Here is a 23,747-nt window from a genome sequence, read left to right as displayed (position 1 = left end):
CAGTTGTGGCAGTGGCGAAAGCATGTCAATAGGGACATATCAACGACCACAACTGCATGATCGACGAGGGTGTGGGCGTGGGCGAGGGCGTGGGGGTGGGGGTGGGGTGGGTGTTAGTGGGGGCGGATCAGGGGGGCCAGGGCTGCGGTGAGGAGGGCCAGGCGGCGAGGCCGGGAGACCTGGACGGGACGCTTGCGGACGCAGCGCACGAGGATTTCCACGGCGTCATCGACCGGGATCATCAGCGGTCGGAACGAGGCCTTGGCCATCTTGGTGTCGACGAATCCGAATCGCACGGTGGTCACGTGCACGCCGTGTCGGCGCAGCGCCGCCGACAAACCGGTCAGGTACGACGACAGTCCGGCCTTCGAGCCGGCGTAGCCGGGCGCCTCACCGGAGACCAGCCGGTCGGCGAGACTGGAGATCCCGATCAGATGCCCGTCGCCGGTGGCGAGCATCCTCGGCACCACCACGGCAGTGGTCCGTACCGCGCCCATCAGGTTGACCTCGAAGGTGCGCGTCTGCGCGTCCAGGTCGGCCGGATCCAAAGGTTCGCCGATGCCGGCGGCGTAGACGCACAGGTCCACCCCGCCGAGTTCGTCGATCGCCTTGCCCAGCACGTCCGGATAGTCCGGCGCGGTGACATCGACGGTGTGGTGGGCGTACGTGGGGACGATGATGACGTTGTCGCGCCGGGACAGCCCGGTGACCCGCCAGCCGTCGGCGAGCAGTCTGCGGGTGAACGCCAGACCGATCCCGTCGCTGTTGCCTACCACCACCGCACGGCGTATCCGATCCGTCATGACCCCGCCCCCATCGAGTCGACGTGGTGCCCGCCGTGCCGGCGGCCCGATCGGCAATTGAACCAGACGCCGAGGACGGTCCCTTACCGTCGAGTAGCGGCGCTGCCCGGGGACGAGTGACCGGTTCGGGGCGCGTGGCACGCCCCTGCCGGCCGTCACGACGTGGCAAGGCCGGGCCCGACCGCTGCTCACCGGCCCGCTGGCTACGCTTGGCGTCGTGCCAGAGGGACACACCATTCATCGCCTGGCGGCCCGGCACGCCGAGCTGTTCCTGGGGGACAAGGTGCTCGCCGCCAGCCCGCAGGGGCGCTTCGCCGACGGTGCCGCCCGGATCTCCGGCACGGTGCTGGAGGCCACCGAGGCGTACGGCAAGCACCTGCTGCACCACTACGCCGGTGAGCTGGCGCTGCACGTGCACCTCGGCCTCTACGGGAAGGTCACTGACGGCGATGGTGAACCGCCGGAGCCGGTGGGGCAGATCCGCCTACGGCTGACCAGCGACCGGCACTGGCTCGACCTGCGTGGGCCGACGGCCTGCGAACTGCTCAGCCCGCCCGAGGTGGCCGCGCTGCGGGCCCGACTCGGACCGGATCCGCTGCGCGACGACGCCGATCCGGAGCGGGCGTACGCGCGGATCTCGCGCAGCGTGACGCCACTGGCGGCGCTGTTGCTGGACCAGACGGTGGTGGCCGGCACAGGTCTGATCTTCGTGACGGAGGCGTTGTTTCGCGCCGGTCTGTCGCCGAGGCTGCCCGGGCGGGAGCTGACCCCGACCGGGTGGCAGGTGCTCTGGGCCGACCTGGTCGAGCTGATGACGCTCGCGGTCGCCACCGGTCGGATCGACACCGTCCGCCCCGCGCACCTGCCCGGGGCGATGGGGCGGCCGGCCCGAGTCGACCGGCACGGGGGAGAGGTCTACGTCTACCGCCGCCCCGGCCAGCCCTGCCACGTCTGCGGTACCCCGATCAGCCGAGGCACCATCACCGCCCGCAACCTCTACTGGTGCCCCACCTGCCAGGCGTAGGACGCCTCCGGGAGCGCGGCCGAGGCGGAAGAGCGGTCGCGCCGTGACGGCGGTCTCAGTCGAGGAGCCAGCGGACCACCTCGACGTGGTCGGTGAAGACCCGGTCGCCGTCGATGCTCCAGGCCATCGTCTGACCGATCGTCCAGCCCAGCACCCGGTCGCGGTCCAGCCCCAGCTCGGCGCTGAGCCGGTCCAGGCGGTGGCGGACGGCCGCGCGGGAGTGGCCCAGCTCGGTGCCGCGCACCATCGGCACCACCGAGAACTCCCGCTCGCCGACCAGCGGCTTCGGGTCGATCACCAGCCACGGCTCGCGTCCGGCGCGCAGCACGTTGGCGGCATGCAGGTCCTGGTTGACCAGGACCTGCGCAGCCTGACTGCCGGTGAGCCCGCCGAGCAGGTCGAGCGCGGCGTCGACCAGCCGCCGTTCGAACGGCCGCCCGGCCCGTTCCCACTTGACCGGCAGCCGGGACGCCCATCCGGTGGCGGCCTCCGTCAACGACGTGAACGGCTGACCGGCCGGTACCCAGAGGCGGGGGAGCAGCGCCACCACCGCGTCGAGCGCCGCGTCGAGCGGTAACGCGTGCAGTGGCGTGCCGGGGTCGCAGCGTTCCACAAGCAGTGCCCGCAGGTCCGGGTCGTGGGCGAACAGCCGGATGGCGCCGTCGCCGTCCCAGCGGCGCAGCGCCGTCGCCTCGTGCTCGCTCTCCGTGTCGGGGAACTGCACCTTGAGCACCGCGCGGGTGCCGTCCGGCAGATCGGCCGGCACCGCCAGGGAGGCGAAGGCGTACCCGAAGGGCGGCCCGAGCCGCAGCGACCAGCGCCGCGCACAGGTGGCCAGCCGGCCCGGCAACCCGGCCAGCCATTCCGGACCGCCCGGCATGCCGTGCAGCCAGGTCAACCCGTCGGGGATGCGCACCACGTCGCTCACCGGCTCATGGTGGCCGAGGTCGAGCGCTGGCCACAACCGTGATCAGCGGAGCCGGCGGATGTCGCCGTACGCCCGGTAGAAGCCGCCCCGGCCGGACTCCCGGACCTCGGTGACCAGGTAGCGGACGCCCGGCTGGCGGATGCCCTTGGGGAACTGCACCGACCAGTTCCGGTGGTAGCCGGCGGACAGCACGTGCACCCGCAGCCGACCGCCCTGCTCGACGCACTCGACGATGACCCCGTCACCGGTGTCGCCGACGACCTCGACCTCGGTGACGGCGGCTGGTTCGGGCAGCCGGGCCGGGGCCTTCACGTCGACCACGTCGGGCACGTTGCCCGCCTCCGCCGCCCGGATGGCGGGCTCGCTGGCGTCGATGCAGGCCAGGTGGCCGCTGGTGGTCACCACGTAGAGGCGCTCGTCGTGGTACTGCATGGAGTAGGCCGATCCGCAGCCGGTGCCGAGCTTCCACAGCCGGGTGCCGTCGGCGGCGAAGCAGTAGATCGACGACTGGCTGTCACCGGCGAAGACGTAACGGCCGTCGGCGGCGGTGGCGCAGGAGAAGACCGGCGCGTCGGCGCGGTAGGTGCGCAGTGCCGAACCGCCGTCCTTGCCGAGGCGTACCACCTCGCGGGTGGCGGTGCCGGCGAACACGGCGTCGCGTTCCTGCCAGCCGAAGAGCACCGAGCCGGTGCGGGTGTGCCACAACTCCCGGCCGGTGCGCCAGTCGTAGCCGCTGACCCCCGTCGAGTCGCCGTGGTAGACGGCGTCGGCGTCGCAGCGCACCATCCAGGCCGACCGCCCGCGCCCGGCCCGACGCCAGAGGAACTCGTCCTCGTGGTCGATGGCGGCGACCCCGCCGTCGGCGTCGGAGACACCCAGCACGCCGTCGTGGATGTCGAGCCAGTAGATGTCGATGTCGGGGACGATCGCGTACGCCACCCGGGGGATCTTGCCGGACAGGTCGTAGACGTTGCCGTCGTCGCAGCCGGCGTAGATCCAGGCGTCGTCGGCGACGATGCACTTGACCCCGTCGGGAAGCCGGACCTGGTCCAGCACACGGGCGTCGTGATCGAGGGTGGTGATCACACCGCGCTCGTTGCCCACCATGCAGGTGCGCCCGTCGACGAAGATGCCGAAGGCCGGTGCGCCGGAGTCGTACCGCCAGAGGACCGGGGCGGTGCGGGCGGTCGAGCGGGTGCTGACGATCTGCCGCCGGGAGACGGCCCGCTTCTGGCGTACACCGCGGACCGCCGGGGCGTACCCCTTGCGGATCTTCTCGCCGATCTTCTTCGCCGCGGCGGCCCGGGCCCGCGCGTTGTCGGGGTAGCCGGTGGTCTTCACCTGCCCCTGGTCGCCGATCCGCCCGAAGCGCACGGTCATCATGGCGTCGTCGACCATCACCTCGTAGAACTTGTGCGCGGCACCGTCCATTTCGGACAGTTCGAGGTAGGTCGTCTCCTGCGACATGGGGATTCCTCCGAGGGGTTGGCGTCGGCCCTGACCGGGCGGCGCGCCTACGCTAACCCCCGGCACCGACAGAAACCGGCCCCGGAGCCGTCAGCCGGCGAGCGCGTCCACGGCCTTGCGGGCGGCGACCAGCACCGGATCCCAGACCGGGGCGTACGGCGGGGCGTAGCCGAGGTCGAGCGCAGTCATGTCATCCACTGTCATCTTGTTCCACAGCGCGACGGCAAGGGTGTCGATCCGCTTCGCCGCCTCGGACCAGCCGACGATCTGGGCGCCGAGCAGCCGCCCGCTCGGCCGCTCGGCGATCAGCTTCACCGTCATCTGCCGGGCACCGGGGTAGTAGCCGGCGCGGTTCGTCGACTCGGCGATCACCGAGACGAACTCGAAGCCGGACGCCTTGGCCTCGCGCTCCCGCAGGCCGGTGCGTCCCACCTCCAGGTCGCACACCTTGGTCACCGCGGTGCCGATCACCCCGGCGAAGGTGGCGTACCCCCCGCCGATGTTGATGCCGGCGACCCGGCCCTGCTTGTTGGCGTGGGTGCCGAGTGGTACGTGTACCGGCATGCCGCTGACCTTGTGCAGGGTCTCCACGCAGTCCCCGGCGGCCCAGACCCCGGGCACCTCGGACACCCGCATCTGGCGGTCCACCCGGATGCCGCCGGTCGGCCCGAGCGGCAGGCCTGCGGCGGCGGCCAGCTCGGTGTTGGGGCGTACGCCGAGACCGAGGACCACCAGGTCGGCCGGGATCGGCCCGTCGTCGGTGACCACCTCGCTGACCCGGCCGTCGCGTTCCACCAGGCCGGTCACCCTTACGCCGGTGCGGATGTCCACGCCCAGCCCGCGCATCGCGTCGGTGACCAGCCGGGCCATGTCGGGGTCGACGGTCGACATCGGCTGCTCGTCGCGCTCGACCAGGGTGACCGACAGGCCGCGGCGGACCAGTGCCTCGGCCATCTCGACGCCGATGTAGCCGCCGCCGACCACCACCGCCCGCCGGGGCCGCGGCTCGGTCTCCAGCCAACCGCGCAGCGCCGAACCGTCGTCGAGGGTCTGCACCCCGAACACCCCGGCGGCGTCGGTGTGCGCCCAGGCTGGCTTCTTCGGCACCGCTCCGGCGGCGTACATCAGGGTGTCGAACGGTTCCCGGACCTCACCGCCGCCGTCCAGGTCACGGGCGACCACCTCGCGGCGGACCAGGTCGATCTCGACCACCTCGTGCCGGATCCGCACGTCGATGGCGTACTCCTCGCGGTGCACCTTGGGCGACCGGGCCACCAGTTGCTCCCGGTCGGTGACCAGGCCGCTGATCCAGTACGGGATCCCGCAGGCCGAGTACGAGGTGAAGTGCCCCCGTTCGAACACGACGATCTCCAGGTCGTCCGGGCCCCGGCGGCGGCGCGCCTGGGCGGCGGCCGACATGCCGGCGGCGTCCCCGCCGACGACGATCAACCGTTCCGCCACGCATCACCTCTCTCGTCAGGCCGGGTCCTCGCCCCGGGTCTGGCGTGCCACGTCCTCCACCACATCCTCCAACCGTCCGGTCCGGGCGTACACCGAACGCTGCCGTGCGGCCCCGCTGCCGTGCCGGCGCAGCCCCTCCAGCAGGCTGGTCACCTCCGCGAGGTCGCCGTGTCGTTCAAGTGCCGGACCGAGGCGTCCGACGAGTTGGTGCAGCAGATCCCAGGCCGGCCGCAGCTCACCGCTGGGCGGGTCGACCGCCTCTCCCTCCAACCCGTCGTGGGCGGCCCGCCAGTGCGCGCCGACCAGCAGGTGATGGTCGGTCGGCAGCGGTGGCCGCCCGGCCGCGATGTCGTCGAGCGCGGTCGCCACCAGCCCACGGACCAGTGCGGCGATCAGGACCGCGTCGTCGACGGTCGGGCAGACGTCACCGATGCGTAGCTCCACCGTCGGGTACTTGGCCGACAGCCGGGCGTACCAGTAGAGCATCCCCTCGTCGAGCATCACGCCGCTGGCGATTAGCTGACGGATCAGTCGTTGGTAGTGCTCGTGGTTGACCAGGTAGGGCGTCGGCGCGACCGAGGGCCAGCGTTCCCACTCGATCGATCGCCAGCTGGCGTAGCCGGTGTCCACCCCGCCTGAGAACGGCGAGTTGGCGGTGACCGCGTGCAGGATCGGCAGCCACGGCCGCACATGGTTGAGCACCTGTACGCCCGTGTCGGGGTCCGGCACTCCGACGTGGACATGCATGCCGTTGTTGCCCGGCCCGGGCACCAGCAACCGGAACCGGGCGATCATCCGGTCGAAGCGGGGTTTGTCGACCACCGGGGGCACCGGCCCGTCGATCGGACCGGTGCCGATCGCGAGCAACCGGGTGCCGGCCCGTTCGGCGGCGTCGGCCAGCGAGGCGCGGAGCAGGCCGAGAGAGTGCCGGATCGAGGAGAGTTCCAATCCGGGTGGGCTGCCGATCTCGATCTGACTGGTCTGGAATTCCCGCTCGACCTGTCCCCGCAAATCGGCGGGGACCTGCTCCAGCACCGCCTCGACCGCGGGCGCCGCGGCCCCGGTCTCCGGGTCGACGAGTAGGAACTCCTCCTCGACACCCACGGTGAGCAGGTCGGTTGCCTCGACCGGGGGACGCGGGGCGGTTGCCGCCTGCCTGACCATCGCTACCACCGTCCACTTCCTCCCGGGCGGTCCCTCCGCACCGGGTCGGCCGGCAATTACCCCCTGTGGTGGCACCGGGAAACTCCGCCCGGGTGTGGCGGGGTGTGCGCGATCGTCGGGCCGACCGGATCGATCGATATTGACAACTGCGCGGGAGGAACGTACAACTCGTGAGAGAGCGCTCTCTCACCCGTCCCCGCAGAGAGGCACGTCATGACAACTGCCCCGGCGGCACCCGCCGCCCCGCCTGCGCGACGCCGGCTGCCGCTGGCGTTGACCCTGCTCACCGCCGTCGCCACCGTCCTGGCCGGACTCAGCACGACCGCGGACGCCGCCGTGCCGCCGCCCCCGTCGGGCTGGAACCTGGTGTGGAGCGACGACTTCACCGGCGCCGCCGGCACCCTCCCGTCCGCCGGCAACTGGATCATCGACACCGGCACCAGCTATCCGGGTGGACCACCCAACTGGGGCACCGGCGAGATCCAGACGTACACGAACAGCACCGCCAACGTCAGCCACGACGGCGCTGGCAACCTGCGGATCACCCCGCTGCGCGACAGCTCCGGCCGCTGGACCTCGGCGCGCATCGAAACCGTCCGCAGCAACTTCAAGGCCCCGGCCGGCGGGATCCTGGCCATCGAGGGCCGCATCCAGATGCCCAACGTGACCGGTGCTGCCGCATCGGGGTACTGGCCGGCGTTCTGGGCGCTCGGTTCGCCCTACCGGGGCAACTACCAGAACTGGCCGGGCATCGGCGAGTTCGATGTGATGGAGAACGTCAACGGGCTCAACTCGGTCTGGGGTGTGCTGCACTGCGGCGTCGCGCCGGGCGGCCCGTGCGACGAGTTCAACGGGATCGGCGCCTCCCGGGCCTGCCCCGGCAGCACCTGTCAGTCGGCCTTCCACACCTACCGCTTCGAGTGGGACGCATCGGTCAGCCCGCAGCAACTGCGCTGGTACGTCGACGGGCAGCTCTACCACACGGTCAGCCAGAGCCGGGTCGGTGAGCCGTACTGGTCGCAGATGACCAGCCACGCCGGTTACTTCCTGCTGCTGAACGTGGCGATGGGCGGGGCCTTCCCGAACGGGGTCGCCGGCAGCGCCACGCCGACCTCGGCCACCGTGCCCGGCCGGCCGATGCTCGTCGACTACGTCGCGGTCTACAGCCGGGGTGGGGGCAGCAACCCGCCGCCCACCACGCCACCGCCGACCACCCCGCCGCCGAGCGGGACGCGGGACGCGTACTCGACCATTCAGGCCGAGTCCTTCAACGCCCAGAACGGGGTGATCGTCGAAGCGTGTTCCGAGGGCGGGCAGAACATCGGGGCACTGCGCAACGGCGACTGGGTCCGTTTCGACAACGTGGAGTTCGGCTCCGGCGGGCCACGTGACTTCGTGGCCCGGGTCGCCTCCGGCGCAGGGTCCGGCGTCAGCGGCCTGGTGGAGGTCCGGGTGGGCAGCCCGACCAGCGCCCCCATCGGCAGCTTCGCCATCGCCAACACCGGTGGCTGGCAGAGCTGGCGGTCGGTGCCGGGCAACGTCTCCGGCGTGACCGGGCGACAGACCGTCTACCTCACCTTCACCAGCGGGCAGCCCAACGACTTCGTCAACGTCAACTGGTTCCACTTCCGCCGCTGAGGCGTGACGACACGGCCCCCTGGCCTCGCCGCTGGCGGACAGGGGGCCGTGTCGATTCGCCCGGGCCGGCCCTGGACAGAAACAGTTAACAGTCTTAATAATAGGCGCCAGGTTGACGTCCATGAATTTTGTCCGGGCTGGAGGGGCACATGAAACGGTCCAGAACGCTGGTGCTGGCGGTGATCGGCGCGATGGCCGCCGCGATCGGGGTGGTCGGGCTGGCGCCGGCCGCGTACGCCGCCGGGGTCACCGCGAGCTTCGTCAAGACCTCCGACTGGGGCTCGGGCTGGGAAGGGAAATACACGATCACCAATGGAGGCGGCACCACGGTCAACGGCTGGAGTCTCGCCTTCGACCTGCCCGCCGGCACCACGGTCGGCACCTACTGGGACGCGCTGCTGACCTCCAGCGGCCAGCGGTACACCTTCACCAACCGCTCCTGGAACGGCACCATCGCACCCGGCGCCTCGGTCTCCTTCGGCTTCCTCGGCAGCGGTTCCGGCGTGCCGGCGAACTGCCAGCTCAATGGCGCGGCCTGCGCCGGCGGCACCACGCCGACCACGCCGCCACCCACCACGGCGCCGCCGACGACCCCGCCGCCGACCACCCCGCCGCCGATCGGTGGGCTGCCGAAGCACATCCTGACCGGCTACTGGCACAACTTCGACAACCCGGCCGTCGAGCTGCGGCTGCGTGACGTACCCACCGAGTACGACCTGGTGGCGGTGGCCTTCGCCGACGCGACCGGCACGCCCGGCGCGGTCGGCTTCGCCATCGACCCCGGCCTGTCCGCCGCGCTCGGCGGGTACACCGACGCCGACTTCGCCGCCGACGTGCGGACCCTCCAGAGTCGTGGCAAGAAGGTGATCATCTCGGTGGGTGGCGAGACCGGCCGGGTCGTGGTCAACAGCTCGGCGTCCGCGGTGGCCTTCGCCGACAGCGTGTACGCCCTGATCCAGCGCTACGGCTTCGACGGCGTCGACATCGACCTGGAGAACGGGTTGAACCCGACGTACATGGCGCAGGCCCTGCGGTCACTGCGGGCGAAGGCGGGCAGCGGGCTGATCATCGCGATGGCGCCGCAGACCATCGACATGCAGAACCCGGCGGGCAGCTACTTCAAGCTGGCGTTGGACATCAAGGACATCCTGACCGTGGTGAACACCCAGTTCTACAACTCCGGGGCGATGCTCGGCTGCGACAACAACGCCGCGTACGCCCAGGGGACGGTCAACTTCATCGTCGCGCTGGCCTGCATCCAGTTGGAGGCGGGGCTACGGCCCGACCAGGTGGGGCTCGGCCTGCCGGCGGGTCCCGGCGCGGCCGGTGGTGGCATCGTCGCGCCCAGCGTGGTCAACGCCGCGCTGGACTGCCTGACCCGGGGCACCAACTGCGGCAGCTTCCGCCCGCCACGCACCTACCCCGGCCTGCGTGGCGCGATGACCTGGTCCATCAACTGGGACCTCACCAACAACAACACCTTCGCCCGCACCGTCTCTCCCCACCTCCGCACCCTCCCCTGACCGAGCCCTGCTCCTGCCGAACATGTCGCCGCCGCTCGGCGCGACGCCTGCGATCGCCCCGGCCCTGTGCGCCAGGTGAAGCAGAGCAAGCGGCCGATCCGGCAGCACCCTGACCCACTCAAGATCCGGGCAACTTCCCTGATGTAGCTGTCTCAGGCTCAGCTGAGGCAGCAACATCCCCGAACTTGCCCGGATCTTGGGTCTGGCGCGGGGGTGGTCAGGGGGAGGGGGTGTGGGTGGGGGTGCGGCGGCGGAGTTTCTTGATCACCCAGGTGGCGAGCATGAGGATGATCAGGGCGAGGATTCCGTAGTCGAACCAGGAGCTGTAACGGTCGATCTGCTGCCAGCGGGAACCGAGCGCGTAGCCGAGACCGATGAAGATCCCGTTCCAGATACCGCTGCCCAGCGCGGTGAGCGTGACGAACTCGACAAGCGGCATCCGGTTCGCCCCGGCCGGCACCGACACCAGGCTGCGTACCACCGGCGCCATCCGGCCGAAGAACACCGCCCAGCGGCCGTACCGCTCGAACCACCGGTCGGCCTTCTCCAGGTCGTCCATGTCGACCAGGGGTAACCGGTCGAGCCACCGTTTGAGGCGGTCCTCGCCGACGACCGCGCCGACCCAGTAGAGGAACAGCGCGCCGAGCACCGAGCCGACGGTGGCCGCGACGGTCACCACGACCACGTTGAACCGGCCCTCGCCGGCCAGGTATCCGGCCATCGCCAGGACGATCTCGCTGGGAATGGGCGGGATGATGCTCTCCAGGGCCACCAGCAGGGCCACCCCCACCTCCCCACCCGCCTCGATCACCCCGGCGATCCAGCCGGTCAGCCCGCCGACCTGAGCGGGGTCGACGTTCTGGGCGAGCGCCATGATGATGCCTTTCGCGGGTCGGGCGTAAAGGGGAGGCTTACCCGCCGAAACCGCCTCGCACACCGGGCCCGGACAGGTCACTCCTGCGGGTGCAGCGCCTCGTCGGCCGCGCCGTGGCGCCATCCGGTGAACCGCACGAGCAGACCGCCCCGGCTGGGCGAGCAGCAGTACGGACCGGCCGTCGCCACCGCGTCGGGGGCCAACGGGGCGAGCCGGACCAGCCGCCACGGCTCACCGCTGACCCGGGCGCGTACGGTCAGCGCGTCACCGGCGCGACTGACGCGTACGCTCACCTCCCGGCCCGCCCAGTCCGGGACCGGTGCCACGGACCAGTCGGAGACGTCGCGGGTCACCACCGCGCCCACCTGGGGCTGGCCGTCGCTGACCTCCACGCCGGCCTTCACCCAGTTCCGGTCGTCCACCCGGACCAGCACGCCGGCCTGGTCGAACTGCCCGGTCCAGGCCAGCCGGAAGTCGACCTCCACGGCGGTACCGGCCGGGAACGGCGCGAGCAGGGCCGGGGCATCGTCGTGCACGAAGCCGTAACTGGTGTGTCGCCACAGGTCGCTGCCCTGGCCCGGTTCGACGCTCAGTGTGCCGTCCGGTTCCTCGGTCACCCGGACCGGTCGGCCGTGCCAGTCGCCGCCCGACCATTCGATGCTCCGCATCCCGGCACCGTACCGAGTCGGGTTTGCCGACGTCCCGGCCGGGAGAAGGTACCGGGGCATGTCTGACAGGTGGTATTCGGAGGCGGTCGTCTACTGCCTCGACATCGACACGTACGCGGACTCCGACGGTGACGGGGTCGGTGACATCCGGGGATTGATCGGCCGGCTGGACTACCTCGCCCGGCTCGGTGTGACCTGCCTCTGGCTGCACCCCATCCATCCGTCGCCCAACGACGACGACGGCTACGACGTGACCGACTTCTACAACGTCGACCCACGCTTCGGCACCCTGGGCGACTTCGCCGAGTTGCTGCACCAGGCCAACAACCGGGGCATCCGGGTGATCATCGACCTGGTGGTGAACCACACCTCCGACCAGCATCCGTGGTTCCAGTCCGCGCGCTCCTCGCCGGACTCGCCGTACCGCGACTGGTACGTCTGGTCCGAGCAGGAGCCGACCGACCGGTATCAGGGCATGGTCTTCCCCGGCGAACAACATGAGACCTGGACCTACGACCGGACCGCGAAGGCCTGGTACTACCACCGCTTCTACAAGTTCCAGCCGGACCTCAACACCAGGAACCCGGCGGTACGCGCCGAGATCAAGAAGATCATGTCGTTCTGGATCCAACTCGGCGTCGCCGGATTCCGGATGGACGCGGTGCCGTTCATCATCGAGCGCACCGAGCCCGGAGACCCGAACCCGGAACTGGATTTCGAATTCCTCACCGAGCTGCGCCAGCACGTGCAGTGGCGGCGCGGCGACGCGGTCCTGCTGGCCGAGGCGAACGTCGAGCCCGACCACCTTCCGGCTTTCTTCGGCGACAGCGGCGGCTCGGCGAACCGGGTCCACATGCTCTTCGACTTCATGCTCAACGGCCGGCTGATGCTGGCGCTGGCCCGGCAGGACCCGGAGCCGGTGATCGAGGCGCTGCGGGACACCCCGGCACTGCCCGAGGGCGGGCAGTGGGCGACGTTCCTGCGCAACCACGACGAGATCGACCTGTCCCGGCTCACCGCCGAACAGCGCAACGAGGTGTACGCGCAGTTCGGCCCCGAGGAACACATGCGCATCTACGACCGGGGCATCCGTCGCCGGCTGGCACCGATGCTGGGCAACGACCGTCGGCGCGTCGAGTTGGCGTACTCCCTGCAGTTCTCCCTGCGCGGCACGCCGGTGCTGCGCTACGGCGAGGAGATCGGCATGGGGGAGGACCTGTCGCTCGACGGGCGGGAGGCCATCCGTACCCCGATGCAGTGGTCGAACCAGCCCAACGCCGGCTTCTCCACCGCGGAGCCGGAAAAGCTCGTCCGCCCGGTCATCGACAAGGGTGAGTTCGGGTACGAGAAGGTCAACGTCACCCTCCAACGACGGGACCGCACCTCGCTGCTGGCCTGGTTCGAGCGGATGATCCGTACGCTGCGGGAAGCCCCGGAGATCGGCTTCGGCTCCACCACGCACATCGACGTGCCGATGCCGCCGGGGGTGCTGGCGCACCGGGCCGACGGGCCGACGGGGACGATGGTCTTCCTGCATAACCTCGGCACCACCGACGCCGAGGTGGATCTCAGCCGGCTTCAGCCCGAGGCGGATCTGCCCATCGACGTGCTCGCCGACCGCAACTACGACGACGTCGGCAAGCTGGACAAACTGCAACTGTCCGGGCACGGCTACCGCTGGATCCGGCTCTGTCGATCCTGGTCGCACTGAGCGGCGGGCCGGGTCGACCCGCCGCGGGTCGGTGACCTCCGGGCCGGCGTGCCCGGTCCGGAGGTCGGGATCGACGGGGGTCAGGCCGCCCCGGCGTGGGTTAGGCTCCTGCCGTCGAGTCAAGTTACCGGGAGGTAGGCATGTCGGAGGGGCAGCGGGTCGCGATCGTGACCGGGGCGGCACGGGGCATCGGCGCGGCCACCGCCAGGCGGTTGGCCGCCGACGGGCTGGCCGTGGCGGTGGTCGACATCGAGGAGTCGGCGACGAAGGAGACCGTGGACGCGGTCGTGGCGGCCGGCGGCCGGGCACTCGGCGTCGGGGCGGACGTGGCGGACCGGGCCCAGGTGGAGGCCGCCGTGGAGCGGGTGGCCGCCGAGCTGGGCGCGCCGACCGTACTGGTCAACAACGCCGGCGTGCTCCGCGACAATCTGCTGTTCAAGATGACCGACGCCGACTGGGACACCGTCCTCGGCGTACACCTGCGCGGGGCGTTCCTGTTCAGCCAGGCCACGCAGAAGCACATGGTCGAGGCGCGCTGGGGCCGCATCGTCAACCTCTCCAGCACGTCCGCGTTGGGCAACCGGGGTCAGGCCAACTACTCGGCGGCCAAGGCCGGTCTACAGGGCTTCACCAAGACCCTCGCCATCGAGCTGGGCCCGTTCGGGGTGACCGCAAACGCGGTCGCGCCCGGATTCATCGTCACCGACATGACCGCGGCCACCGCCGCCCGGATGAAGGTGGACTTCGAGGCGATGCAGAAGCACGCCGAGGCGGAGATCCCGGTCCGCCGGGTGGGCCGGCCCGACGATGTGGCGCACACCATCTCGTTCCTGGCCAGCGAAGGAGCGTCCTTCGTGTCCGGTCAGGTCATCTACGTCGCCGGTGGACCTCGGGACTGACCGGCCTCGTGCATCGGGCCCTTCCCTGACCCCCGGGGTCAGGAAAGGGCCCCTGCCGTCCGTCCGCGGGTGTGCCGGAGCCAGCCGAGGCCGAGAATCGGCAGCACCAGGGGAATGTAGCCGTAGCCGCTGCCGAAGCCGGACCAGACCGTCTCGTCGGGGAAGAGGTCCGGGCGGGCCAGACTGAAAGCGCCGACCCCGACGACGCCGACCAGTTCCAGCGCGCAGCAGGCCAGGGCGACCCGACGACCCGCGTGACCGGCCCGCGCCAGACCAGCCGCGGCCACGATGTAGACCACCGCGGCGAGCGCGGAGAGCAGGTACGCCAGCGGCGCCTCGTCGAACCTGGTGACGATCTGGAGGGTGGCGCGGCTGCTTGCGGCGATGGCGAAGAGCAGGTAGACCGCGATCAGCAGTCGTCCCGGTCCGGAGTTGGTCCGGGGCCGGGCGGGGCTCAACTCAGCCACCGAGCACCTGCCAGGTCTGTTGGAGCCGGACCACCACCACCGGCGTCACCAGGCACACCGCGCACACGATCGCCGACCCCCAGCGGGTCGGTTCCATCCGGGCCAGCACCGCCGCCAGCGGCGGCAGGCAGACCAGCGTGACCAGGTAGCCGAAGAACGAGCCAGGTTCGCCCGGTCGCTCGCCGCCGGCCAGCGCCACGGCGGTCACCAGCACCAGCCCGAGCAGCAGCAACTCCAGCACGGCCAGCCCGATCAACTGCATCCGGTCCGGCGGACGGTGGCGCAACGCGGCCACCAGCGCCCAGACGGCGACCAGCAGCGACAGCACGATGGCGGCGACGGCCAGCGCCCCGTCGGCCGGGGATCCGGTGGTGGTCGCGGCGGTGGTCACCTGGGCCACCCGGTGCTCGTTCCGATCACCGGCCCACTCTACTAACCACCGTAGTAAGAGCGACCGCCGAGAGGGCCGGTCAGGCACCCGCCGTCCTGGTCGGCCGACCACGCACCCACCGTCCCGGGCCCGGCCACGCGGCAGCGTCGCGCCGGAGCCGTCGTGGCACTGCGGGGACGCCGGGCACGGAGGATCGCGGGGGACTAGCGTGATCACTGGCGCGGGTCAGCCGTGGCCAGGCGAGGACAGCGGAGGTACGGGGATGCGGTTCGGGTTGTTCGGCACCGGGCACTGGGCGGCGGAGACGCACGCGGCGGCACTCGAGACGCACCCGAGAGCGGAACTGGTAGGCGTGTGGGGGCGTAACCCCGACAAGGCCGCTGCCCTGGCCACCCGCTACGGCGTGCCGGCGTTCGAGGAGGTCGACTCGCTGATCGAGGCGTGCGACGCGGTGGCCGTCGCGCTGCCGCCCGACGTCCAGGCGGACATCGCCGTCCGGGCCGCCAGCGCTGGTCGGCACCTGCTGCTGGACAAGCCGCTCGCGTTGAGCGTTGCCGACGCGGATCGCGTGGTCGAGGCGGCCACCGGGACGGGTGTGGCGTCGGTGGTCTTCTTCACCGGCCGTTACCAACCGGACGTCGCCGGCTTCATCGCCGCGACCGCCGCGGCCGGTGGCTGGCACACGGCCAACGTGATCCGGTTCGCTTCGATCTTCCAGCCCGGCAGCCCGTACGGGCAGTCGCCCTGGCGTCGGGAGCACGGCGCGCTGTGGGACATCGGCCCACACGCGTTGGCCGTTCTGCTGCCGGTGCTCGGCCGGGTGGCCCGGGTGGCCGCCACCGACGGCCCCGGTGGCCTGGTGCACCTGCTGCTCAGCCACGTCGACGGTGCCACCAGCACGGTCTCGTTGACCCTGGACGCACCACCTCGCTCGGTCGCCGCGGAGTTCGTCTTCTACGGCGAGAGCGGCATCGAGCGGCTCCCCGACGGTGGCGCGAGTTCGGCGACGGCGTTCGGGGTGGCGATCGACCAGTTGCTGGCCGAGGTCGACGCCGGGACCCGGGACCATCGCTGCGACGTTCGTTTCGGCCGCGAGGTGGTGGCGGTCCTCGCCGCCGCCGAGACCGCCCGTGCGCAGGGCACCGTGATCGACGTGCCGGCCTGAGCGCGGGCCGGAAAGCGGTCGCCACCGGCCGGGAGGGTCGGTAGGATCGCCGTCATGTGCGTGCACGCCCTGATCAACGCGGTCGCTACGCCGGCCGCGTTCGGGCCGCTGCTGGTGGCCCGCCCGCGCGTCCGGCGTCCGGCCCTGGCCGGCGCGACCCGCGACTGACGCCTCTCCCGCGTACGTCTCCGGCACCGTCCCGCATCGCGGTGCCGTTCTCCCGCGCCATCTCACCAGGGCCGTCCGAGTCCCGATCGCTCGGACAGGCCCCGTCGACGGTCGCCTGTCCGCTCTCGTCGCCATCCGGCGACAGACAAGGACGACGCCATGGCGCCCCGCCGCACCCGCACGACCGGACGCGACCGGTCCCGTCGCGTACTCTCCCAGAATTTCCTCGCCGACCCGGCCGCCGTCGCGCGGTTCGTCGACGCCGCCCGCCCCGACCCGCACGGTCTGGTGCTAGAGGTGGGCGCCGGGCGGGGTCAGCTGACCCGCCCGCTGGCCATGCGCTGCGGCCGACTGACGGCGTACGAGGTGGATCCCGTCGCCGGAACGGAACTGGCCCGGGTCTGCGCGACCTTGCCGAACGTCACCTGTCGCCAGGCGGACTTCCTCGCCGTCGCGGCACCCGTGGAGGAGTTCGCCGTGGTCGGCAACATCCCGTGGTCGCTGACCGCAGCCGTGGTGCGGTGGTGCCTGGCCGCCCCGATGCTGCGCACGGCCACCCTGCTCACCCAGCTGGAGTACGCCCGGCGGCGGGCCGGTGACTACGGCCGATGGAGCCGGCTGACGGTGCTGAGCTGGCCGGAGTTCGACTGGCGGTTCGCCGGGCGGGTGCCGCGGACCGCGTTCCGCCCGGTGCCCCGGGTCGACGCGGGCATCCTGCGCATCGCACGCCGGACGCAGCCGTTGCTGCCGCCGCGGGCGCTGCCTGCGTACCGGCGGATGGTCGAGCTGGGGTTCGGCGGGGTCGGCGGCTCGCTCGCGGCCTCGCTGGCCCGCGAGCATCCGCGGGCCCGGCTGACGGCGGCGTTGCGCGCCAGCCGGCTCGACCCGGATCTTCCGGTCGGGCAGGTCTGGCCGGAGCAGTGGCTGGTGCTGTACCGCCTGCTGCACGCCCGCTGAGCCGTCAGGGCAACGTGCCCAGCGCCTCGGTCAACTCGGTGGGCGAGCTGAACTGGTCCACCGGGAGCGCCCGTACGGCCTGCAACTGCTCGGTGCTCGCGCCGTTCTCCTGGCACCAGCGGATCAGGTCCTCGCGGGAGACGGGATAGTCCAACCCGGCGAGGTATTCGTGCAGGGCGGCACCACTGTCGGTCATGCTGTCCGATCTACCCGCGCAGTGCCCCGGCACACCCCCGGCGGGCCGCTGCGTTTGCCCGTCGGGGTGCCGGGTAGCCGCAGGCATGCTGGTACAGCGGCTCGGTGCGCCGAGCGACCTCGATCCGTTGCTGGAGCGTGTCCGGGACGCGCGGGTGGTGATGATCGGGGAGGCGACGCACGGCAGCTACGACTACTACCGCATCCGGGAGCAGTTGACCCGGCGGCTGGTCGCCGAGTGCGGCTTCTCCTTCGTGGCGGTGGAAGGTGACTGGCCGGACTGCGACCGGGTGCACCGTTCGGTGACCGGCGCCCCCGGCGGGGTGGCCGAGCCGCAGACCGCACTGGAGGGCTTCGAGCGGTGGCCGACGTGGATGTGGGCCAACGCCGAGGTGGCCCGTTTCTGTCGTTGGCTGCGGGCCTGGAACATGGAGCGGGCCGAGGCGGCCCGGGTCGGCTTCCACGGTCTCGACGTCTACAGCCTCTGGGAGTCGATGCAGGCGATCTTCGACTACCTCGGCGAGGAGGAGCCGGCGTCGTTGGAGGCCGCCCAGGACGCGTACCGGTGCTTCGAGCCGTACGGCAAGCGGGTCGAGGAGTACGGCGCGGCCAGCCGGTTCGTCTCCGCCCGGTGCGAGCAGGAGGTGATCCGGCTGCTGGCCCGTACCCGCGAACACGCCGCCACCGACGGCCCGGGTGCCTTCTCGGCCTGGCAGAACGCGGAGGTGGTGGCCGGCGCGGAACGCTACTACCGGGAGATGGTGGCCGGCGGGCCCGGTTCGTGGAACGTCCGGGACATCCACATGACCGACACCCTGGACCGGTTGCTCGACCGCTACGGTCCGGGTGCCCGGGGCGTCGTGTGGGCGCACAACACGCACGTCGGTGACGCGCGGGCGACCGACATGGCTGCCGACGGGATGGTGAACATCGGCCAGTTGGCGCGGGAACGCCACGGCGCGGACCAGGTGGCGTTGATCGGTTTCGGCAGTTGGCGGGGCACGGTGATCGCCGCGCCGCGCTGGGGATCGCCGGCGGAGGCGATGGTGGTGCCGCCGGCTCGGCCCGGTTCGCTGGAGCACCGGCTGCACGAGTTGATGCCGGAGCGGGCGGTGCTGGTCTTCGGTGGGCCGGACCAGCCGGGTTGGGTCACCGACATGCTCGACCACCGGGCGATCGGGGTGGTGTACGACCCGTCGTTCGAGTCGTGGGGCAACTACGTGCCGACCCGGCTCGGGGAGCGCTACGACGCCTTCATCTGGTGCGACGAGACCACCGCGTTGCATCCGTTGCCGGCCCTGGCCGCTCCGGGCGAGATGGAGACCTACCCGGCCGGCGTCTGAGCCGGTGCCGACACGGCCCTCCACCCGACGTTGGGTGGAGGGCCGTGTCGCCGTGCGGTCAGGCGCCGGCGCCGACCTTGTCGTCGAGCTTGGCGCGCAGCTTCTCGCCCTCGATGTCCACGTTCGGCAGCGCCCGGTCCAGCCAGCGGGGCAGCCACCAGGCCACCTTGCCGAGCAGTGACATCACCGCCGGCACGATGGTCATCCGGACCACGAAGGCGTCGATGGCCACGCCGATGGCGAGCGCGAAGCCCATCGACTTGATCACCGGGTCGTCGAGGAAGATGAAGCCGCCGAAGACCGAGGTCATGATCAGGGCGGCGGCGGTGACCACCCGTGCGCCGTGCCCCATCCCGTTGATGGTGGCCTGCTGGGCGGTGTCACCGTGGACGAAGTCCTCCCGCATCCGGGAGACCAGGAACACCTCGTAGTCCATGGCCAGGCCGAACAGGATGCCGATCAGCAGGATCGGTAGGAAGCTGATCAGCGGGCCGGGAGTGTCCAGGCCCACCAGGTCGGCGAGGTGGCCCTGCTGGAAGACCGCGACCGTGATGCCGAAGGTGGCGGCGACGGTGAGCAGGAAACCCAGCGCCGCCTTGACCGGCACCAGCACCGAGCGGAACACCAGCATCAGCAGCAGGATCGACAGGCCGACCACCAGCGCCAGATAGATCGGCAACGCGTCGGAGAGTTTCTCCGAGATGTCGATGCCGATGGCGGTCACCCCGGTCAGCAGTACGTCGGCGCCCTGAATGCCGCCGACGGCGGCGCGGATGTCGTGCACCATCGTCTCGGTGGCCGGGTCGGTCGGGCCGGTCTGCGGGATCACCCCGAGCAGCGCGGTCCGGCCGTCCGGGCTGAGCTGCGGCGGGGCCACGGCGAGCACGTTGTCGGTGCGCTGGACCAAGGCGGTGACCTGTGGCACGGCTGCGGCGGTTGCGGCGGCGTCGTCGCCGGCGACAACCACTGCGAGACGGCCGGTGAAGCCCGGGCCGAAGCCCTCCGTGATCAGGTCGTTGGAGACCCTGGCGGCGGAGCCGACCGGAGCGGTACCGGCGTCGGGCAGCGCCAGGCGCATGTCCGGTGCGGGTAGCGCGAGCAGCCCCAGGCCGAGCAGGCCGACGACGATCACCGGGATCCGGAGCCGGGTGATCAGTCGGGCCCAACGGAAGCCGAACGCAGACGTGTCCTCGCTGCCGTTGGTGGCGGTCTCCGGTGCCGCGCGGTGGGTGGTCACGTCGCTGCGGCGGGCGGCGTCGTCCGGGAGGTCATCGGCGGTCAGGGCCACCGGCACCGACGAGCGCAACCGGCGGGGCAGCACCCGGCGTCCAGCGAAACCGAGCAGCGCCGGTTGCAGGGTGATCGCCACCAGCACCGCGACGGTGACCGTGCCGGCGGCGGCCAGACCCATCACGGTCAGGAACGGGATGTTCACCACCGCGAGACCGGCCAGGGCGATGACGACAGTGGCTCCGGCGAAGGTCACCGCCGAGCCGGCGGTGCCGACCGCCCGGCCGATCGCCTCGTCCGCCGGCATGCCGTCGAGCAGGTTCTGTCGATACCGCGAGGTGATGAAGAGCGAGTAGTCGATGCCGACGGCCAGGCCGAGCATCAACGCGAGGATGGGCGCGGTGCTGGTCAGTTCGACCACGCTGCTGAGTGCGAAGAGACCGGCCATGCCGACGCCGACGCCGATCAGCGCGTTGAGCATGGTCATGCCCGCGGCCACCAGCGAGCCGAAGGTGACCACCAGGACGACGAGGGCCACCGCGACGCCGATCGCCTCGGTGGAGCCGACCTCGGGCTCGGTGTTGAGCACCTCACCGCCGGGCGCCACCTGCCAGCCCTGGGCCTCGGCCCGGGTACCGAGTTCCTCGTACGCCTCCCGCTGTTCATCGGTGATCTGGTCGGCGCCGTCGTTGAACTGCACCTGGATCAGCGCGTACTGGCCGTCGGGTGAGACCGAGCCGACCTGGAACGGGTCGATGGCGGCGAGCACCCCCGGGACCGTCGTGGCCTCCTCGGTGATCGACCGGATCGCCGCCTGGCCCTCGGGGGTGCCGAGCTGCCCCGGGGCCGGTGCCTTGACCGCGATGGTGCCGGTGGCGCCGGCCGCCGCCGGGAACTGCTCGTCGAGCAGGTCGAGCGCGCGTTGCGACTCGGTTCCGGGCATGGTGAAGTTGCTGGCCGTCGGGCCGCGCAGGGTCGCTGCTGCCAGGCCGAGCCCGACGAGTACGACGAGCCAGATCGCGGCGACGAGTCGCCGCCGACGCATCGATCCCCGGCCTAGCCGGTAGAGCAGGGTCGCCATGAGGTCCTTTCCCTCGGTCGTGGATGGTGGGACGAGTCAGTGGACGGGTGGTTCAAGCGCCCGCCGCAGCAGGGCCAGCAGCGCCTCGCCCAGGTCCTGGTCGGGCACGTCGGCGAACTGACCGCAGGTCTCGGCGATGCCGGCGAGCAGCACCAGCGCGGTGATCCGGGCGGAGGCCCGCTCGGACTGCCCGGCGAGCGCATCGATGAGCCGTTCGGAGATCTGCTGGATGTGCGCGAAGACGGGCTGTTGCAGCAGTTCCGGGAATTCGCCCCGGAGCAGGGCGATCTCGCTGCGGAACCGGACCGCGAGATCGACGAAGCCTTCGGCGGCGACCCGCTGGGCGGCGGCCGGCCCGGGCTGGGCCGCGATCCGGTCGTCGAGCGACCGCAGCACCTCGATCGCGGGCGCCATCAGCGCGGTGAGGATCGCCTCCTTGTTGGCGAAGTGGTACAGCACCGCCGCCTTGGAACAGCCCACCTCGGTGGCGATGTCCTGCAACGACGTGCCCCGGTAGCCGGTGGCGGCGAAACGTCTCGCCGCGGCTGCCAGGATCTCGCCGTGGGTCTGCGGGGTGGTGCGGGCCATGACTCTCAGCATGCCTGACCGATCGGTCAGAGGCTGACCGATCGGTCAGATCAGTGGCGTTCCCCACAGCCAACGGTGCCGAATTGGCTCTCCGGACGGGCGTCGCGCCGGGCCGAGAATCAGATCGTGACCGACTCGACGGCGGCCCGGGCGGTCGCGCTTCGTGCCCTGCACCGACCCGGCGACCCGCTGGTGCTCCCCAACGCCTGGGACGCCGGTTCGGCCCGGGCGGTCGTCGACGCCGGCTTTCCGGCGGTGGCCACCGGCAGCGCCGCCGTCGCCGAGTCGCTCGGGTACGCCGACGGCGAGCGCATCCCGCCGGGGGAGATGTTCGCGGCCGTGACCCGGATCGCCCGCGCGGTCGCCGTGCCGGTCACCGCCGACCTGGAGCGGGGCTACGGTCTGCGCCCGGCCGAACTGGTCTCCCGGCTGCTCGACAGCGGGGCGGTCGGGCTCAACCTGGAGGATTCGGATCCGCGTACCGGCGCCGTGGTCGACGTCGAGGAACAGGCCGACCTGCTGGCCGGCGTGCGGGCGGCGGCGGACGACGCCGGGGTCGCGGTGGTGGTGAACGCCCGGGTGGACGTCTTCCTACGGCCCGGCGGTGAAGCGGCCGACCGGCTCACCGAGGCGATCCGCCGGGCGCGCCGGTACCTGGCGGCCGGGGCGGACTGCGTCTACCCGATCCTGCTGGCCGACCTGACGCAACTGCGGGATTTCGTGCAGGCCGTGGCGGCACCGGTAAACGTACTGGCCCGACCCGTTGCGCCGGAGCGATCGGAACTGGCCGCTCTGGGGGTGGCCCGGATCAGCTACGGCTCCGGCCTGTACGCGGCGACCCGCGCCCACACCACCCGCCTGCTCGCCGCCGTCGCCGCCGGAGATCCCCTCGCCTGAGCGGTGGCTGGCCCGCCAGGCGGTCGCCCGCAGGTGAGCTCCGCTGACACTGTCGAGCTGACTGCGGACGGATCAGGCGCGCCGTTCCGGTTGACCGCCGGGCGTCCGGCCGGGATGGTGATCGGATGAGCGGGGCTGACGACGACCGGGACGGGGTCGCGCTGACCAATCTCGACCAGCCGTTGTTCGACGGGTCGGGAGAGAGCAAGCGTGACCTGGTCGACTATCTCGACGCGGTGGCGGACCGACTCGTCCCGCAGTTGCGTGGCCGTCCGCTGTCGGTGGTCCGGGTGCGCCCGGGACAGCCGCCATTCATGCAGAAGAACCTGCCCCGCTACACCCCGGACTGGGTGCGTCGGGTGTCGATCTGGGCCGAGGCGTCCCGCCGGGAGATCGCGTACGCGCTCTGCGACGACCGCCGGACCCTGCTCTGGTTCGCCAACCAGCGGGCGGTCGAGTACCACCCCACCCTGGCCGTGGCCGACGACCTGAGCCGTCCCACCCACCTGGTGCTGGACCTCGATCCGCCGGAGACCGGTGGGTTCGGGGCCGCGGTGGCGGCCGCGCTGCTGGTCCGGCAGGCTCTCGCCGACGCCGGGCTGGCGGGTGCGGTCAAGACCAGCGGCGCCAAGGGGGTGCACGTCTTCGTCCCGGTCGAACCCGGACCCGACGCCGAGGAACTGGCCGCGGCCACCCGGGCTCTCGCGGCTCGGGCGGAGCGCCTGGATCCGGCGCTGGCGACCACCGCGTTCATCCGCGAGGACCGGGGTGGCAAGGTCTTCGTCGATCCCACTCGCACCGGCGGCGCGACCGTCGTGTCGGTGTACAGCCCCCGGCTGCGTCCCGGCGTGCCGGTCTCCTTCCCGGTGCCCTGGCCGGACCTGGAGTCCGTCACCGCGGCGGACTTCACCGTCCGGACGGTCCCGGCGCTGGTGGCGGAGCGGGATCCGTGGAGCGAGTTGATGCCGGCACCCCAGCGGCTCCCCGGCGAGCTGATCGAGGAGGGCCGGGCCATCCCGGTGCCGAGGGTGCAGGCCATGCACGAGGGCCGCCGCCGGGCCCGCGCCCGACGCGCCGCCACCAACTGAGGACCGCACCCCGGTCG

The 23,747-nt window shown here is 71.6% G+C and carries 21 protein-coding genes and 2 pseudogenes; 10 read left to right on the top strand and 13 right to left on the bottom strand.

Going from position 1 to position 23,747, the window contains the following annotated elements:
* Positions 1 to 113: 113 nt before the first annotated feature.
* The gene (locus tag KBX50_RS29600) at positions 114 to 803 is read right to left on the bottom strand and encodes an SDR family oxidoreductase (RefSeq protein ID WP_210941153.1); all 690 of its coding nucleotides are present in this window, start codon (positions 801 to 803) and stop codon (positions 114 to 116) included.
* 217 nt (positions 804 to 1,020) lie between these two features.
* Between KBX50_RS29600 and KBX50_RS29595 the strand changes: the two genes are divergently transcribed.
* Complete coding sequence (locus KBX50_RS29595) at positions 1,021 to 1,827, top strand: Fpg/Nei family DNA glycosylase (protein ID WP_210941152.1); 807 nt, start codon at positions 1,021 to 1,023, stop codon at positions 1,825 to 1,827.
* Positions 1,828 to 1,882: 55 nt separating this feature from the next.
* Here the strand turns inward: KBX50_RS29595 and KBX50_RS29590 are convergent, their stop codons facing one another.
* The 4 genes from KBX50_RS29590 to KBX50_RS29575 form a co-directional block, all read right to left on the bottom strand.
* The gene (locus KBX50_RS29590; protein ID WP_307871104.1) at positions 1,883 to 2,755 is read right to left on the bottom strand and encodes an aminoglycoside phosphotransferase family protein; all 873 of its coding nucleotides are present in this window, start codon (positions 2,753 to 2,755) and stop codon (positions 1,883 to 1,885) included.
* A 42-nt stretch (positions 2,756 to 2,797) separates the two neighbouring features.
* Positions 2,798 to 4,222: a WGR domain-containing protein gene (locus KBX50_RS29585; RefSeq protein ID WP_210941151.1), complete on the bottom strand. Its 1,425-nt coding sequence runs from the start codon at positions 4,220 to 4,222 to the stop codon at positions 2,798 to 2,800.
* Between the two features lie 90 nt (positions 4,223 to 4,312).
* Positions 4,313 to 5,683 (bottom strand): FAD-dependent oxidoreductase, encoded by a 1,371-nt coding sequence (locus KBX50_RS29580; RefSeq protein ID WP_210941150.1) that lies wholly within the window; start codon positions 5,681 to 5,683, stop codon positions 4,313 to 4,315.
* Between the two features lie 15 nt (positions 5,684 to 5,698).
* Complete coding sequence (locus KBX50_RS29575) at positions 5,699 to 6,847, bottom strand: glutamate--cysteine ligase (RefSeq protein WP_210941149.1); 1,149 nt, start codon at positions 6,845 to 6,847, stop codon at positions 5,699 to 5,701.
* Between the two features lie 213 nt (positions 6,848 to 7,060).
* Here KBX50_RS29575 and KBX50_RS29570 point away from each other — a divergent pair, with 213 nt between their 5' ends.
* A complete protein-coding gene (locus KBX50_RS29570) occupies positions 7,061 to 8,485 on the top strand; it encodes a carbohydrate-binding protein (RefSeq protein WP_210941148.1) in 1,425 nt (474 codons plus the stop codon).
* Positions 8,486 to 8,634: 149 nt separating this feature from the next.
* The gene (locus KBX50_RS29565) at positions 8,635 to 10,008 is read left to right on the top strand and encodes a chitinase (RefSeq protein ID WP_210941147.1); all 1,374 of its coding nucleotides are present in this window, start codon (positions 8,635 to 8,637) and stop codon (positions 10,006 to 10,008) included.
* A gap of 217 nt (positions 10,009 to 10,225) precedes the next feature.
* On the opposite strand, the gene KBX50_RS29560 is transcribed toward KBX50_RS29565, so the two are convergent.
* Positions 10,226 to 10,882 (bottom strand): DedA family protein, encoded by a 657-nt coding sequence (locus KBX50_RS29560; RefSeq protein ID WP_210941146.1) that lies wholly within the window; start codon positions 10,880 to 10,882, stop codon positions 10,226 to 10,228.
* 77 nt (positions 10,883 to 10,959) lie between these two features.
* Entirely contained in the window at positions 10,960 to 11,550 is a 591-nt protein-coding gene (locus KBX50_RS29555) for a DUF1349 domain-containing protein (RefSeq protein ID WP_210941145.1), read from the bottom strand.
* 58 nt (positions 11,551 to 11,608) lie between these two features.
* Between KBX50_RS29555 and KBX50_RS29550 the strand changes: the two genes are divergently transcribed.
* Entirely contained in the window at positions 11,609 to 13,261 is a 1,653-nt protein-coding gene (locus tag KBX50_RS29550; protein WP_210941144.1) for an alpha-amylase family protein, read from the top strand.
* A 140-nt stretch (positions 13,262 to 13,401) separates the two neighbouring features.
* A complete protein-coding gene (gene fabG, locus KBX50_RS29545; RefSeq protein WP_210941143.1) occupies positions 13,402 to 14,160 on the top strand; it encodes a 3-oxoacyl-ACP reductase FabG in 759 nt (252 codons plus the stop codon).
* A 38-nt stretch (positions 14,161 to 14,198) separates the two neighbouring features.
* Here the strand turns inward: fabG and KBX50_RS29540 are convergent, their stop codons facing one another.
* Both KBX50_RS29540 and KBX50_RS29535 read right to left on the bottom strand, forming a co-directional pair.
* Entirely contained in the window at positions 14,199 to 14,627 is a 429-nt protein-coding gene (locus tag KBX50_RS29540) for a hypothetical protein (RefSeq protein ID WP_210941142.1), read from the bottom strand.
* Positions 14,620 to 15,018: a hypothetical protein gene (locus KBX50_RS29535; protein WP_093405343.1), complete on the bottom strand. Its 399-nt coding sequence runs from the start codon at positions 15,016 to 15,018 to the stop codon at positions 14,620 to 14,622. Before KBX50_RS29535 ends, KBX50_RS29540 begins: the two co-directional genes overlap by 8 nt.
* Positions 15,019 to 15,280: 262 nt before the next feature.
* Between KBX50_RS29535 and KBX50_RS29530 the strand changes: the two genes are divergently transcribed.
* Together KBX50_RS29530 and erm are read left to right on the top strand one after the other, a co-directional pair.
* The gene (locus tag KBX50_RS29530) at positions 15,281 to 16,183 is read left to right on the top strand and encodes a Gfo/Idh/MocA family protein (protein ID WP_210941141.1); all 903 of its coding nucleotides are present in this window, start codon (positions 15,281 to 15,283) and stop codon (positions 16,181 to 16,183) included.
* A gap of 327 nt (positions 16,184 to 16,510) precedes the next feature.
* The gene (gene erm, locus KBX50_RS29525) at positions 16,511 to 17,308 is read left to right on the top strand and encodes an ErmE/ErmH/ErmO/ErmR family 23S rRNA (adenine(2058)-N(6))-methyltransferase (protein WP_210941140.1); all 798 of its coding nucleotides are present in this window, start codon (positions 16,511 to 16,513) and stop codon (positions 17,306 to 17,308) included.
* A gap of 4 nt (positions 17,309 to 17,312) precedes the next feature.
* Here the strand turns inward: erm and KBX50_RS29520 are convergent, their stop codons facing one another.
* Positions 17,313 to 17,504 carry a DUF2795 domain-containing protein gene (locus tag KBX50_RS29520; RefSeq protein WP_093405351.1) on the bottom strand — a complete coding sequence of 64 codons (192 nt, stop codon included), beginning with the start codon at positions 17,502 to 17,504 and terminating at the stop codon, positions 17,313 to 17,315.
* 85 nt (positions 17,505 to 17,589) lie between these two features.
* Between KBX50_RS29520 and KBX50_RS29515 the strand changes: the two genes are divergently transcribed.
* Entirely contained in the window at positions 17,590 to 18,846 is a 1,257-nt protein-coding gene (locus KBX50_RS29515) for an erythromycin esterase family protein (RefSeq protein WP_210941139.1), read from the top strand.
* Positions 18,847 to 18,904: 58 nt separating this feature from the next.
* Here KBX50_RS29515 and KBX50_RS33890 read toward each other — a convergent pair.
* The 3 genes and pseudogenes from KBX50_RS33890 to KBX50_RS29505 all read right to left on the bottom strand — a co-directional run.
* Positions 18,905 to 20,038, bottom strand: a pseudogene (locus tag KBX50_RS33890) (MMPL family transporter); the annotation flags it as partial.
* Positions 20,039 to 20,151: 113 nt separating this feature from the next.
* A pseudogene (locus KBX50_RS33885) lies at positions 20,152 to 21,157 on the bottom strand (MMPL family transporter); the annotation flags it as partial.
* A 36-nt stretch (positions 21,158 to 21,193) separates the two neighbouring features.
* Positions 21,194 to 21,745 carry a TetR/AcrR family transcriptional regulator gene (locus KBX50_RS29505; RefSeq protein ID WP_210941137.1) on the bottom strand — a complete coding sequence of 184 codons (552 nt, stop codon included), beginning with the start codon at positions 21,743 to 21,745 and terminating at the stop codon, positions 21,194 to 21,196.
* 126 nt (positions 21,746 to 21,871) lie between these two features.
* Here KBX50_RS29505 and KBX50_RS29500 point away from each other — a divergent pair, with 126 nt between their 5' ends.
* Complete coding sequence (locus KBX50_RS29500) at positions 21,872 to 22,642, top strand: isocitrate lyase/phosphoenolpyruvate mutase family protein (protein ID WP_210941136.1); 771 nt, start codon at positions 21,872 to 21,874, stop codon at positions 22,640 to 22,642.
* Between the two features lie 125 nt (positions 22,643 to 22,767).
* The gene (locus KBX50_RS29495; RefSeq protein WP_210941135.1) at positions 22,768 to 23,730 is read left to right on the top strand and encodes a DNA polymerase domain-containing protein; all 963 of its coding nucleotides are present in this window, start codon (positions 22,768 to 22,770) and stop codon (positions 23,728 to 23,730) included.
* Positions 23,731 to 23,747 lie beyond the last annotated feature (17 nt).

Source organism: Micromonospora sp. C51 (assembly GCF_018070435.1).
GTDB classification, from domain to species: Bacteria; Actinomycetota; Actinomycetes; order Mycobacteriales; family Micromonosporaceae; genus Micromonospora; species Micromonospora sediminimaris.
The sequence above is the reverse complement of the archived record's forward strand: the minus strand, read 5'-3'. Positions and strand labels throughout refer to the sequence as shown.